The organism is Niallia sp. FSL R7-0271, assembly GCF_038005785.1.
GTDB lineage: Bacteria > Bacillota > Bacilli > Bacillales > Cytobacillaceae > Niallia.
The window spans coordinates 1,927,233-1,941,609 of sequence record NZ_JBBOTZ010000001.1 but is presented as its reverse complement, the minus strand read 5'-3'; the positions used below and the strand labels follow the sequence as shown (position 1 = coordinate 1,941,609).

The 14,377-nt window shown below is 37.9% G+C and carries 11 protein-coding genes; 2 read left to right on the top strand and 9 right to left on the bottom strand.

What is annotated here, in order from left to right:
* Positions 1–8 precede the first annotated feature (8 nt).
* The 4 genes from MKX82_RS09945 to MKX82_RS09930 form a co-directional block, all read right to left on the bottom strand.
* Positions 9–1,415: an amino acid permease gene (locus MKX82_RS09945; RefSeq protein WP_341076818.1), complete on the bottom strand. Its 1,407-nt coding sequence runs from the start codon at positions 1,413–1,415 to the stop codon at positions 9–11.
* Between the two features lie 398 nt (positions 1,416–1,813).
* A complete protein-coding gene (map, locus tag MKX82_RS09940; protein WP_233313867.1) occupies positions 1,814–2,557 on the bottom strand; it encodes a type I methionyl aminopeptidase in 744 nt (247 codons plus the stop codon).
* Positions 2,558–2,678: 121 nt separating this feature from the next.
* Entirely contained in the window at positions 2,679–3,101 is a 423-nt protein-coding gene (locus tag MKX82_RS09935; protein WP_233313868.1) for a DUF1801 domain-containing protein, read from the bottom strand.
* Positions 3,102–3,119: 18 nt separating this feature from the next.
* The gene (locus MKX82_RS09930) at positions 3,120–4,103 is read right to left on the bottom strand and encodes a Gfo/Idh/MocA family protein (protein ID WP_251646130.1); all 984 of its coding nucleotides are present in this window, start codon (positions 4,101–4,103) and stop codon (positions 3,120–3,122) included.
* Between the two features lie 176 nt (positions 4,104–4,279).
* Here MKX82_RS09930 and MKX82_RS09925 point away from each other — a divergent pair, with 176 nt between their 5' ends.
* On the top strand, positions 4,280–4,909 hold the full coding sequence (locus tag MKX82_RS09925; protein ID WP_237941416.1) for a LysE family transporter: 630 nt from the start codon (positions 4,280–4,282) through the stop codon (positions 4,907–4,909).
* Between the two features lie 934 nt (positions 4,910–5,843).
* Here MKX82_RS09925 and MKX82_RS09920 read toward each other — a convergent pair.
* Positions 5,844–7,298: an alpha-amylase gene (locus MKX82_RS09920; RefSeq protein ID WP_233314754.1), complete on the bottom strand. Its 1,455-nt coding sequence runs from the start codon at positions 7,296–7,298 to the stop codon at positions 5,844–5,846.
* A 178-nt stretch (positions 7,299–7,476) separates the two neighbouring features.
* Here MKX82_RS09920 and MKX82_RS09915 point away from each other — a divergent pair, with 178 nt between their 5' ends.
* Complete coding sequence (locus MKX82_RS09915; protein WP_341076811.1) at positions 7,477–8,697, top strand: MFS transporter; 1,221 nt, start codon at positions 7,477–7,479, stop codon at positions 8,695–8,697.
* Positions 8,698–8,733: 36 nt separating this feature from the next.
* Here the strand turns inward: MKX82_RS09915 and MKX82_RS09910 are convergent, their stop codons facing one another.
* The 4 genes from MKX82_RS09910 to MKX82_RS09895 all read right to left on the bottom strand — a co-directional run bounded on the left by MKX82_RS09910 (position 8,734) and on the right by MKX82_RS09895 (position 14,321).
* The gene (locus tag MKX82_RS09910) at positions 8,734–9,900 is read right to left on the bottom strand and encodes a M20 family metallopeptidase (protein ID WP_341076810.1); all 1,167 of its coding nucleotides are present in this window, start codon (positions 9,898–9,900) and stop codon (positions 8,734–8,736) included.
* Between the two features lie 134 nt (positions 9,901–10,034).
* Positions 10,035–10,844 carry an adenosylmethionine decarboxylase gene (gene speD, locus MKX82_RS09905; protein WP_233313874.1) on the bottom strand — a complete coding sequence of 270 codons (810 nt, stop codon included), beginning with the start codon at positions 10,842–10,844 and terminating at the stop codon, positions 10,035–10,037.
* Between the two features lie 130 nt (positions 10,845–10,974).
* Positions 10,975–11,904 carry a glutaminase A gene (glsA, locus tag MKX82_RS09900; protein ID WP_233313875.1) on the bottom strand — a complete coding sequence of 310 codons (930 nt, stop codon included), beginning with the start codon at positions 11,902–11,904 and terminating at the stop codon, positions 10,975–10,977.
* A gap of 167 nt (positions 11,905–12,071) precedes the next feature.
* Positions 12,072–14,321 carry a sensor domain-containing protein gene (locus tag MKX82_RS09895; protein WP_341076804.1) on the bottom strand — a complete coding sequence of 750 codons (2,250 nt, stop codon included), beginning with the start codon at positions 14,319–14,321 and terminating at the stop codon, positions 12,072–12,074.
* Positions 14,322–14,377: the final 56 nt, after the last annotated feature.

Here is a 14,377-nt window from a genome sequence, read left to right as displayed (position 1 = left end):
CGCTCTTTTTATTTATCAGACAAACTCTGATTGCGGGGTACTTTTGCATAAAACAAGATTCCGCTAGCAAGGAGAATGATTCCGAACATAAATGTCTTAATATCTGCTGTCCCGGCAATTATTACCCAAATAGAGTAAACAGAGGCAAGCAAACCGATGATCATGTCTGTAACTCGTCCTTTTCTTTGACCATATGTTTCTCCAGTGAAAGTAAGTTTCACTTGGAACAACGAGGCGATTAAATATGGAACAAGATATGCTAGTGTCGCAATGTAAATGACAAAATCAAATGCTTGTGAAATGCTGTTAGACACGGTCGAAAATATAAATAGCTGTCCAAGGATATTTGTCAGCACTAAGGAAAACACAGGAATGCCCTGTTTGTTTTCTTTCTTAAAAGGTGTCAGGAAGATACCTTGCTTTGCGGCTTGGTATGGTATCTCTGCACTTAGCATGACCCAACCGATTGTTGAACCGAACAAGCTGATCAATCCAATAGCTGCTAGAACTTTTCCGCCAATTGGTCCAAGCACGACCTCGATAGCATCAATCAATGGTTTCTGCGAGGAAATAAGTGCTTCCTGATTTAACAGTCCCATAACCAATGTGCTTATCCCAATGTAAATCGCAAGTGCAAGCAACAATCCTAAAATCGTAGCACGCTTCACATCTATTTTCCTTTTCGCTCTGCCTGCAAACACGACCGCAGATTCAACACCGAGAAATGCCCACAGTGTGGTTACAGCTGCATTATTAACTTGCCCAAGTAGACCTACTGAATTGCCGGCAGCATCTGTTTTTGCTTCTGCAAATGGCAATATATTGCTTGATTCAAAAGCAAACAGTGCAATAATAATGAACAGCAAGAAACCGACCACTTTCGCTGCAGTCGCAAGGAAATTCAGTTTCCCTGCATTTTCAAGCCCACGCAAAATAATAAAATGTGTTCCCCATAATAAAAGCGTACAAACTGCGAATGTAAATGTATTGCCGACTTTTAAAGTAAAGGATCCTGCTGTAAAGAGAACAGCTTCACTCGTTAAAATAGGGAAAAACGTGGATAAATAACCAGCAAATGTCGTGATGATTGCAACATTTCCTGCAAGATTACCAATCCAGTATCCCCATGACGACATAAAACCGGACAGCAAGGATAGATTTGATCCTTCTTTAAACAGCTGCTTTGCATATATTTGCGGCCCGCCAGTCAGCTCTGGCTTCCTGATTGCTAAATTCCCAAAGACAAGGGCTGTGACTAATACTCCTAAACCAGTTAAAACCCATGCAAGTATAACCCCAGCTGGGCTTGCTACCTCTGCTAATGTGCGAGGAAGCATAAAAATTCCAGAACCGACCATATTGCCGACAACAAGTGATGTCAATATGGCTAGTCCGAGCTTATTACCATTGCTCATGATGTAAGTGTTCTCTCCTTTAAAAGTTAATTGTCTAGTTGAAGTTGGGAGATTACTTATAGCTTGTATAAGCTGTGAATACAGCTGATGTTTGACGATAAACGCATAAAAAAAACACCTGTTATAGTTTGGTGTAGACTAATTTAAAAACCAGCCGATTCAATAGTAATATCCGAAAAGCAGCACTAATGGCTGTATTAATACGACAGCCATTTCCCCCATAAATCAAAATACGTCGGGCGGTATATATATACAATACGGGAAGGTTACTAGTGATGTCAACCATAAAGTTTACTCTGCTAAAGTACTAAAATATTCTGAAAAAAACAGTTAAAAAAAGTTGTTTACACACAAAAAAATACAGCCAGCAGAAATGGAAAATCTGCCGGCTGTACTATTTATAGTGTTGTAATAATTGGCTTATCTTTTGTAATGATTACTGTATGCTCATACTGTGCTACGAAGCTTTTGTTTTTCGTTGAGAAAGTCCAGCCATCTGATTTTTCATATACTTCTTCAGCACTTGTCGAAATAAATGGTTCAAATGCAATAACCATTCCTTCTTTCAAAAGGTCATTATCCCATGCATCAAAATAGTTGAGAATATGCTCAGGCTCCTCATGCAGAGATGTACCGATTCCATGGCCAGTAAGGTTTTTGATTACTGTAAATCCATGTTTTTTAGCGGTATTATAAACAAATTTTCCGATTCTGTTCTTTTTGCCGCCTGGTTTAAAGCATTTTAGTCCTTCTTCAAAAGCTTCCTTCGCAACTTCACACAGCTTCACTAAGTTTGGATCACCATTGCCGACAACAAAAGATTTGCCTGTATCAGCAAAATAGCCGTTTTTGCTGGCAGAAACGTCAATATTTACTAAGTCGCCTTCTTGAATAATGCGGCTGCCTGGAATGCCGTGAGCTACTTCATCATTTACAGAAATGCATGTATATCCTGGAAAATCATACATATCCTGTGGTGCAGATACAGCACCATGTTCAGCAAATAGCTTTCCTGCAAGCTCATCCAGTTCCTTTGTTGTAATGCCAGGAACAGTTTTTCTATATAATTCTTCCCTAATTAAGCTTACTATTTTTCCAATTTCCTTTAGACCATTGATGTCTTGTTCATTTTTAACAATCATATACTTACTCCTCTTTGTTTCTTCTAACGCATTTTATTCCATTTAAACGTTATTATTATAGTTTAACAAATTTTTTTAGTAAAATATATCCCCTAATAAGGATTAGGTTTCTATCCTGCTGTTACTTCTCTGGATACGTTTCTTTCAAAAAATCAACAGAAGCAATAATCAGCTCTTGTAAAACAGCTATATCAATGTCTGCAATTTTGTTTATGTAGACACATGCCTTGCCAGTTGTATGTTTGCCAAACCGCTCTAACATTTCAGCCCGCTTTGATTCTCCAGGCGCAAAATAAAGGCTCGTTTTGGCCTTGCGAGGTGAGAATCCTACTAACGGTGCATCCCCTTCGTGACCTGAAGCGTATTTATAATGATACGACCCAAAGCCAATGATGCTTGGTCCCCACATCTTGGCTGGAAAACCAGTTGTTTCAGTAAAGATATCCAGCAATTTATAGGCATCCTCTTTTTTCTTCGGATTTTCCACAGTTTCAATAAATTCAATAACACTGTTATCTGTTTCTTTTGTCTTCAATTCATACACTTTTTAAGAAGCTCCTTTCTAGTCAGTCGTTACCGTATCGACACCCATTTGTCTTCTTGCATCATCTAGAATTTCCATCACAGCCATCGTGTTCGTCCATGTATTGCGTGGTGATTCGAGACACTCAGACTTGATTAGATCAATAAACTCCTCGATTTCATAGTACATTGGATCAAATTGCTCCTGTTCGCTTATATCCTCTGCTACCCCACTTGAAAAAAGGATTTCTGCTTTTTTAGGACTAGAAATATGATGAACAAGGATTGTTCCGTCCTCGCCTTGAATTTCTGTCGGCAACGTAGATTCTGAAATACAAGAAAACATTACATTCGCTTTAAAATTACTGTAGTGAAGGGTAATTTGCCCATTTCCGTCCACACCCGAATCTAGCACGTTACCGCTTGCATCCACCGCTTTTGGAACACCAAATAAATCTACGATTGGGGCTATTGTGTATACACCTAAATCCATTAGAGATCCGCCAGCAAGCTTAGGGTTGAAAAGATTCGGCAGCTCTCCCTGTTTATATTGCTCATAAAAAGGCGATAATCTGCAATTCGTTGAGAAATACGATTGAATCTTACCGATTTTATGTAGATTTTCCTTCACCGCAAGAAAATTTGGCATGAGCGTTGATTTCATTGCTTCCATTAGCGTAACCCCATTATCCTTTGCAGCTGTAATCATTATTTCTGCTTCCAGCTTATTTGCAGCAAATGGTTTTTCGCAAAGCACATGCTTGCTGTTGTTCATAAACAGCACTGCTTGCTCACAATGAAGGCTGTTCGGTGTTGCAATATATACTGCGTCAATCTCACTAGATTGCGCCATCTCCTCTAAACTATTGAATGCATTTTCTATTTGATGCTTCCAAGCAAACTCTTTTGCTTTTTTTTCTGTCCGTGAGTAAACAGCCGTTACTGTAAAATCTGCATGCTGTCTACCTGCTTTAATGAATCTCTCCGTTATCCAATTAGACCCAACAATTCCAAAACGTATCATTTTGTCACCGCTTTCTATTTTATTATTTATAGAATAGCAGACTGCCAGACAAAAGCATATGCTGATTAAACTTTTCTGTAAAAAAGCAGATTCAGATAAATGCTCGCATGAAACATATTTGTCTCCACTAAAACATAATAATGGATGTACAAGCAGTTGTGATGGGAGGAAAAGGATTGAGCCTAAGTATTTTATTCAGCTATATTCTTTTAGGGTTAACATTAGCTGCCCCAATAGGACCAGTTAATTCTGCTCGTCTTGATAAAGGTATTAAAAATGGGTTTTGGCATGCCTATATTGTTGGTTTTGGATCAATGGTTGCTGATGGGCTTTTTATGTTAATGGTCTATATTGGCATGGTCAATTTTCTGGAAATACCATTCATTCAAGTATTTCTTTGGCTCTTCGGCGGATTTATCCTCATTTATACAGGCATAGAAAGTATTAAAGGCTCCAATTCCATTACCCTTGATTCGTTAAGAGGAAGAGATTCCTTGTTCAAATGCTTTATTACTGGCTTCATTATGTCTGCGACTAGCCCGTTATCTATATTGTTTTGGCTTGGAATTTATGGGTCTATTTTAGCGAAAACAGCAAGTGAAAACGGTACAGGGATGCTGCTAGTGTACAGCAGTATGATATTTTTAGGGCTGATAATTTGGGATGTTATTGTCGCTGCACTAACCTCAAGTTTTAGGAGATTCCTAAATCTCACAACATTAAGAATGATTTCTATCATTTCTGGCATAACCTTATTATTATTCGGTGCCTACTTTGCTTATCAAGGAATTGACAGTCTTTTTTAAACGATAAAAAGGAATGGCGTATGAAGCCATTCCTTTCTTACTAGTAGCATTCCATCTTCATCAACTAGAACAAACGTCATATCCTCCCAATCCTTATCTATTTCTAGAACTGTCTCCCCTATTTTTCACCATCTTCTAATGCTTAGCTTTGAATTTCTCCTTGATTTTTTTTACCTACTTGATATTGATAAAGATAATATATTTTATTTTGTTCAATTTGGTTATCACCAATAAGCCTTCTGAACTTTCTAGTTTACTTAAAAACTTACTTGACTCCTGTATTGAGTAAATTCTAGCTATTTTATTAAATGTTGCCAAATACCCTTCAGTCGTAAATAAATTTGAAAAAGATACTGAGTATTCCGCTTCATCCATTTTATTAATATTATCTATAGTACCATCATCACTTGAGCAAGAGGTTAGTAAAATGGTACAACATAAAATTAAAACTCAGCACAGGAAAACTTTTCATAATTAAAGCCACCTCAATATCTTTAAGTATTGTTAATAAGTAGGCTTGAATCTATATCATTTTGTATTTGAAGCACCTTTCACCCACAAACCGTAGTACTAACCCCCTCTTTACTAATAGGACTCCAATAGTTTGCAAAAGATTCAACTGTATACTTTTATTATAGAGCGCTTACATTTAAGCGGGCAATAATATTGAGCAAAACTTGTCACATACATAAAAAAATGTTCGTGTTAAGCAAAATGAAGAGGTTATTATCTTTTGATTACTTAGGAAACTACTCCAGACACAATTAGACACAAAACAATAAAAACAACCGCAGATACTATTTGAATATCACTGAAAATAGAAGAAGACGAACTAAACAAGTTCGCCTCCTTCCTACACAACAGCTAGAAAATTTTTAGTAATCTTATAAATCAACAGTTGAATCCGATTATCCATCGACTTATCAATTTAAACTTAATCCGCCAATCCCCAAACAGACACGCTTTGCCCATTAACAGGGAAATCGGCAAAACCATCCTCTTCAATGACAATTTGCTCTTCTCTTGTATTCGTTAAGTCTATCCAAGTTTCTCCAGCACGCTCTTGACCGACAAACATTCTTTTGCTGCCTTCTACATTATTGGATATAACTACAGCACAGCCGGATTTTTCGATGTTCTCATCGCCATGGCGAACCCAACCGATGACATTTTTATCATCAAAATAATCGTCTTGTTTTCCGTATGCTTTTCTTTTTCTAGCATATAACAGTGGATCAATTGCTATTTTTTTGCCATCAACAGGCACTGGACCGTTGATACCGTAATAATCGCCGTAGAACACACATGGATACCCATCTTTACGAAGCAAAATTAAGCTGTATGCAATCTGTTTAAACCAATCCTCTACCCATGATTCTAGCGATTCATTCGGTTGTGTGTCGTGATTATCGACAAATGTAACACTATGTGTTGGATGGAGGTTTACAAGAGTATCCTCAAAAATGGTGGATAGATCAAACTCACTGCCTTGGATGGAAGCAGTATGTAATTTATAGTGAAGCGGAACATCAAATAAATCAATAGAGAAATCCATTTCTTCTAAAAACTGCTGACACTCTTCAATATCACCTTTCCAAAACTCACCGACAAAATAAAATTCGTCGCCTCGTTCTTTCTTTAACTCAAGGGCGAAATCTTTAATAAATTCATGATTAATATGTTTTATCGCATCAAGACGGAAGCCGTTGCACGATAATGTTTCACTGATCCATTTCCCCCACTTAAACATCTCTTCCCTGACAGTCTCATTATTAAAATCTATATTAGAAAACATTAAGAAATCATAGTTTCCTAGTTCCTTATCGACATTCTTATTCCAATATTTATTCTCACCAAGAATGCGGAAGACGCCTTCCTTCTCTTCTTTCGCATCATAATCTGTTCCATTAAAGTGGTTGTAATTCCACTGGAAATCAGAGTATTTACCATTTCTTCCTGGGAAGGTGAACTTTGTCCAGCCTTCGATATCATATGGTTCAGAAATATCTTCTTCTCTGTTCTCTGGATTCACTTCAACCACTTTAAAGGTTTCCGCTTCATCAGCGCCTGCCTTATGGTTCATTACTATATCAACATAAACAGCGATTCCAACATTATGACATGCCTGGATAGCCTCCACTAATTCGTCTTTAGTTCCGTATTTTGTCCGGACACTTCCTTTTTGGTCGAATTCACCAAGGTCATACAAATCATAAATTCCATATCCGTTATCATCACCAGTGATTCCTTTTGTTACTGGAGGAATCCAGACAGCATCAATTCCTGCTTCCTTAAGTTCACCAGCTCTTTCCTTTAATCTTTTCCAATGGTTCCCATCTGCTTCTAAATGCCATTCAAAAAACTGCATAATCGTTTTATTTTCCATAATAACACTCCTTTAAAGTTTAAGATTATGAGTAATAAGTACCCCAATTTTTGTTTTTTAAAGCACTTAGCAGGTTATTAAGAAAATTTTTTTCGCGATTGAATTTCGCATTGCGAAATAAGTGTATTGCTTATACAATAAAACTGAATAGTCTAAAATAACTGATATTAAAGGAGCAGCGATGAATAAGAAAGTTTTTTTATATGTGAAGGCATTCTCCGACTTAGGGACCTTTATGGATTTAATCGCTATAAATGTCTTAATGTATGCTGCTACAGGATCTACTGGTTGGCTAGCAGCGACAATGGCGTTCCGCACACTCGGCGGCGTGCTTTCGAGCCTATTTTCAGGGGTACTTGCTGACCGTTTTGACAGGCGGAAAATCATGATAACAGCAGATGTTTTGCGGGCAGCTATTATTCTTTTGCTGTTGATTTACCCAAATCCAGTTATGATTGTGACTGTATGCTTTCTGATCGGATTAACGACCAGCCTGTTTGCTGTCAGCTACAGTGCGGAAATCCCGCAAATTTTCGGGGAGGATAAAGTGATTAATACAAACGCCTTAATCGCACGGCTTACTTCTGTAAGTCTTGTGTTTGGATTTATTGGCGCAGGTATAATCACGGAGCTTATCGGTTATCAAGCCACACTAATTATTGATGGGGCAACGTATATATTGTCTGCCTTTATCTTAATGCGGATGAAGTGGCAAACGTCCGCACAAACGAAAACTCCTCTTGCTGCTAGCAGTATGAAAAGCGTATTAACAAGTCTTGGCAATGACCTGAGAGAAGTCAATGCGTTCATTTTATTAGCACCAATGCTGCTTTTAGTTAATCTTGTTTTCTTAATCGGCTCCTTTGCAGGTGCTTCTCATAATTTAGGAATTCCCTTGCTTGCTGAGGTGATTAATGGAGAAAAACAAAGTCTTTATTATGGGTTGATATGGGGTGCTTGGGGAATTGGTTCTGTTTTTGCAACAATGATTATGCCGAAAATTAAGTTCCAGACGGAAAGAAGCATTTATTATGCCTGTTTCGTGTCTGCTATGTTGATGTCAGCAGGTTTTATTATATTCTTTTCTAACACAAACAGCTGGATTATCTTAATATTTGCATTTGTCACAGGAATTTTTGATGCAACCTTTACTACCCTGCATGCTGTATTGCTTCAAAAAACAGACAATCATATTAGAGGAAGAATCTTTGGTGTTGGCATGCTCCTCAAATCTCTTGGATTTGCATTAGGTTTCGTTATAGCTCCACTCATCCTTGAAGCAACCTCACTAAAGCAGATGGTTTGGATATTTCATGGGTCATTGATTGCTTCAACAGTGTGTATTATTTTTATAGCCTTAAACACAAGCAAAAAACGAAAACTATGGAAAAGCGTTTCTTAAAAAAAACCTCCTGGCAAGCGCACCAGGAGGTTTCTGTTATTTATTGCGGTTAAATTCATCTTTAATTTGTTGAAGCAGCTCTTTGTTTGTTAATACTTCATAGCCTGTTAACGCCATCGATTTAGCCCCAACAATCATTGCTTCTCTCGCCTGATCTGTCATTGCAGCCTCTCTAAATTCATGTGTGTGGCATGCATATGCTTCGTTGCAAATTTTAATATATGGGTGAATCGAAGGCACAGCTTGGCTGACATTACCCATATCAAGGGAACCAGATCCGTCTCTTTGCTCATAGATTTCCTGTGCAGGTATGCCAAGTGAAACTAATTCCTTATTAAATGCTTCAGAAAGCGTATCGTTTGTAATCATATCATCATAAGAGAATTCATAGTTAGACACTGTTAATGTTGCACCAGTCTGCAATGCAGCACCTTCTGCGCATTTTTTCACCTTCTCAACAAGCTCGTTCACATAGTCTCGTCTGGCTGCACGTACATAGAAGTGGGCAACTGCATAATCAGGGACAACATTGGCTGCCTTGCCGCCTTCTGGAATGATGCCATGAATGCGTGCATCTGAAGTAACATGCTGGCGAAGGGCATTGATGCTGTTAAATGTTTGCAGTACTGCATCTAATGCGTTAATTCCCATATGAGGGCTTGCAGCAGCGTGGGCTGCTTTCCCGAAGAACTCAAATTGGATCGCATCCATCGCTAAGGAAGATCCGCTTTTCATATTATTATCAAGAGGATGGACCATCATGGCTACATCCAGTTCAGAAAAGATATCTTGTTCTGCCATGGTAACCTTGCCGCCCTTTGTTTCCTCTGCAGGCGTTCCATAAACGATAACTTTACCGCCAGTCTCAGCCAGGACTTTGCTCAGGCCAATACCTGCCGCAATTCCCATCGTGCCGATTAAATTATGGCCGCATGCATGGCCAACTTCTGGCAATGCATCATATTCTGACATAAAGCCAATGACTGGACCTTCCTTCCCGCTGTCAAAAACGGCACGGAACGCAGTTGGCAGTCCGCAAAAATCTCTTTCTACTTTGAAATCATGTTCTAATAATGTTTTTATTAAGACTGCACTTGCCTTGAATTCCTCATGGCCAAGCTCAGGGTTTTCGCCGATATATATGCTGATTTCTTCAAATGTTTTTTTATGCTGATCAATTGCATCGATGATTGTTTGTTTCAAGTAAACCTTTCCCTTCTCCCTATTATGATACTATCTTACCAAAATTTTTGGCTATTAACATTATAAAATGATTAAAAATTATATTTCAAGCATATTTATACAAAAAAAGAACAGGCTAAACGCCTGTCCCTGTATTAGTTGTTGATATTTTTTCCATAGAAAATCTCGTTCATTTCTACTGTCAGCTTTTCTGTTATGTCTGCCTGCTCTTTTTCACTTAATTCATCAGCTGTATATCCAAACAAGTAATTGTTTAAATCAAACTGCTTCAGCTTACATTTTGTATGAAAAATATTTTCTTGGTAAATATTTACATCAATCATATCAAAGGTTTTTTTCGCTTCATCGGGAATATAATTCTGAATTGAGTTAATGTCATGATCTATAAACAGCTTATGTCCATGAATATCACGGGTGAAGCCTCTGACGCGGTAATCAATAATCATGATATCTGTATCAAAAGAATGAAGTAAATAGTTGAGTGCCTTCAATGGAGAGATTTCTCCACAGGTGGAGACATCTATATCAGCGCGGAATGTGCTGATTCCTTCATCAGGATGGTATTCAGGATAAGTATGAACAGTTATATGGCTTTTATCAAGATGCATTACAACAGAACCAGGCAGCGGCCCTGGTGATTCTTCAAATACCTCTTTAGGAGCTTCCGCCACAGGGCCTTCTGAAACTAATAAGGTGACACTTGCTCCTTGCGGTTCATAATCCTGCTTTGCGACATTTAGAACATGTGCCCCAATAATATCGGAGACATTTTTTAAAATACTCGTTAACCTATCGGCATTATATTGCTCATCAATGTATTGCAGATAGCTTTCTCGTTCTTCCTTTGTTCTTGTATAACAAATATCATACATATTAAAGCTCAGCGATTTTGTCAGGTTATTAAAGCCATGCAATTCTATACGCTGCTCAGGTGTTAAGCTCATGTTTGTATTCCCCCTATTTCTGCTTTAAACTAGTCTCTCAAATAGTTTTATGTTACCCCTATCTATTTGAAAATAACCAAAAGCAGAAATAGAATGGATCATCTCATTTACTCAAATGGCGACAACTCAATCAAAACATACTTAAAGAATATTTCTTTGCTAAGATTTCAAGCAGCTTGACTCCTGCCACACTATTTCCTTTGTCATCAAGGGCAGGACCCGAAATGCCGATACCAAAACGATTAGGAACAGCGCCTAGAATTCCGCCGGAAACACCACTTTTTGCCGGAATGCCGACACGAACTGCAAACTCCCCAGATGCATTATACATTCCGCATGTTACCATAAAGGTTTTGCAGATTCGGGCCACATGCGCTGGCATTATCCGGTTATTCGTTACTGGCTCTACACCATCCATTGCAAAAATAATCCCTATTCTTGCAAGATCCAGGCAATTAACCTCAATGGCACATTGCTTCGTGTAAAGGTCCAGCAGTTCTTCCACATCTTCATTGATGATGCCGTGCTGTTTCATAAAGTGGCATAAAGCTCTGTTTAGATGAGATGTTTCAAACTCAGAGCGGGCAACCTCTTCTGAATAGCTGATGTCATCATTGCCTGCCAGTTTTTTCACAAAATCTACAATACGTGTTAAACGCTCCTCGACAGAATTTCCTTTAATCATGCTTGTGACCGCTAATGCACCTGCATTTATCATAGGGTTAAGCGGCTTCGACGGATTGCTCATTTCCAATTTAACAATGGAATTAAAGGGGTCTCCTGTCGGTTCATAGCCTACCTTTTGGAAAACAGTGTCTTCTCCGGACTCCATTAATGCAAGTGCTAAAGTAAGCACCTTTGAGATACTTTGCAAGGTGATTTTTTCCTTAATACACCCTGCTGAATAACATGTACCGTTCGGATAATAGACCGCAATCGACAAATCATCACCATTTGCTCGGCTCAATGCTGGTATGTAGTCAGCGACTTTTCCATCTTTCGTATATACCTTTGCTTCCTCTAGAACTGCTTTCAATTCATCTACTGTTTTACATGGCATACATCATCACCAACTTCTTTCATTTCATTTCTTTATTTATTTCCTTATCGAAAAGAAATAAACTTCCACTTAAATATAGCGGACTTCTATATACTTATACTATACAATATGAATGGAAACAATCGCCAAGTTTGGTTATTATCCTAACAAAAAGGACTTGAATTTATTCAAGACCTTTCTGATTTTCCTGCAGAAGCCTGTGCAAACAGCAGTTGTTCTATTTCCTGTCTCGGCAACGGCTTGCTGTAATAAAAGCCTTGTCCAAGTACACAATGATTAACTTTTAAGAAATCTAGCTGTTCTTCGTTCTCTATCCCCTCGGCAATAACAGAAAAATTCATATTATGACCCATATCAATAATTGCTTTTACTAACGACCCTTTATGAACTGGATCTGTTATATCATCGACAAATGTTTTGTCTATTTTAATCGTATCAATCGGCAAATACTTTAAATAGCTTAAAGAAGAATAGCCTTTGCCAAAATCATCAATTGAAATATTAAAACCTAAACTTTTCAGCTTATGCAGGATATTCAAAGATAAATCAATATTTTGCAGCGTGCTTTCTGTAATTTCTAATTCAAACATTTTTGTGTTCAAGCTGTACTCTTTTGCAAAATTACTGATAATCTCTGCAAAATCTTGACAATGAAATTGTCTTGGCGATATATTAATCGACATTTTAATATCATTTATGCCTTGCTTGTTCCATTCCATCATCTGCCTGGATGCTTCTTTTATAACCCAGTCTCCAATTGGAATAATTAAGTTTGTTTCCTCAGCGATTGGAATAAATTCGGCTGGAGAAACAAATCCAAATTGGGGATGCTTCCAGCGCAATAATGCTTCCACCCCAAAAATCTCACCTGTAATAATGTTAAATTGAGGCTGATAAACTAAAGAAAGCTCATTAAGCTTAATCGCTTTTCTTAAAGCCATTTCCAGCACCATTTTTCTCGAACTGCTTTCCTCCAGTGCGTGGGAATAAAACTGATAATTGTTTTTGCCATTATCCTTAGCCAAATACATTGCCGCATCTGCATTTTTAATTAATGTTTCCTGGTCTTTACCATCAGATGGATAATGGCTGATGCCTATGCTTGGTGTGACGAAAAACTCTTCCATCTTAATGAAAAGCGGCTGCGTGAAAGCCTCCAGAATTTTGTCTGCTTTACTTTTTATTTCCTGTAAGTCTGCATTTTCGAGGATTATGACAAATTCATCTCCGCCAAGCCTTGCGACGAAATCACCTTCTTCAAGAGAAGATTTCAGGCGATTAGCTACCTCCTTTAGAATCATATCTCCTGTTGAATGTCCCCTCGTGTCATTTATCCGCTTAAATTGGTCAAGATCCAAAAACAGCACATACAAGCTTTCAACAGCAAGACAGTGGATACGATCATGCAAATAGACCATACAGCTGTTTCTATTCGGCAAATCGGTTAACGTGTCATTATATGCCAAACGCTTAATTAAAGTATCAGATTTCTTTCGTTCTGTAATGTCTCGCCCAACAACAAGCACGGCATGACTTCCCGCGAATAAAATTGGCATGCAGGACAACTCAACATCCATTACTTTTTGCTGTAATGTTTTAATTTGCACTTCTACTCTCAAATTTTTAGCGCCGTTAATGGAAAACTCGTGATTAATCTTTTCATAGTCTTCCGTTGACAGCAACTCATACACGGTGTTGCCAACGAGCTCTAATGGATTGGATGCACCAATGAGCTTACTGCCTGCAAAGTTGATATAAAGCATTTCGTAGTTACTGACAACAGCAATTATGTCAGGCGACATTTCCACAAGTGTACTAAAACGGTCTTCATTTTCTTTACTTTCCGTTATATCAAAAAAAATGCTAGTGAATTCTATCATTTTGCCATTACCGTCATATAAGGGAATGCCCTTGTCTTTAATCCAGCGGATTTGACCGTCTGGCCGTATAATTCGGTATATGCTTGTGACTTCTTTATCGGTCTTTAATGCTTCCAGTCTTTCCGTTATCAGACCTCGGTCGTCTTCATGAACTACTTCTTTCCATAAATCAATATTTTGGTAAAATTCTGCTGTTGATCGACCATAAATTCTTTCCATTCCCGAAGTGATGAATAATGTTCCTATCTTATAATCGTGAAACCAAATTGCCATATCCATCGTTTCAAAAATAGTCTGCAATTTAGTGCTGCTGTTTTTCAGCTCCATTATAAGGGCAGAAATGTTCTTTAACAGCACCATCAAGGAAAAGATGGAAATAAGGCTGAAAAGAAGATGCAGTAAAATGAATACAACATGATTTAGAAAGTGATAAAAGATATTTACAAGCATTGATAGAACAACACATAAACAAAGGGTAATGATCCATTTCGTTTGACTGTTTTTATAGATCATTGTTGCTCTCTCCAATCGTCTCATGTACCTCCTTAATAAGAAGGAAAATAAGGATTTTGCACCCTATTTACACTCTTATA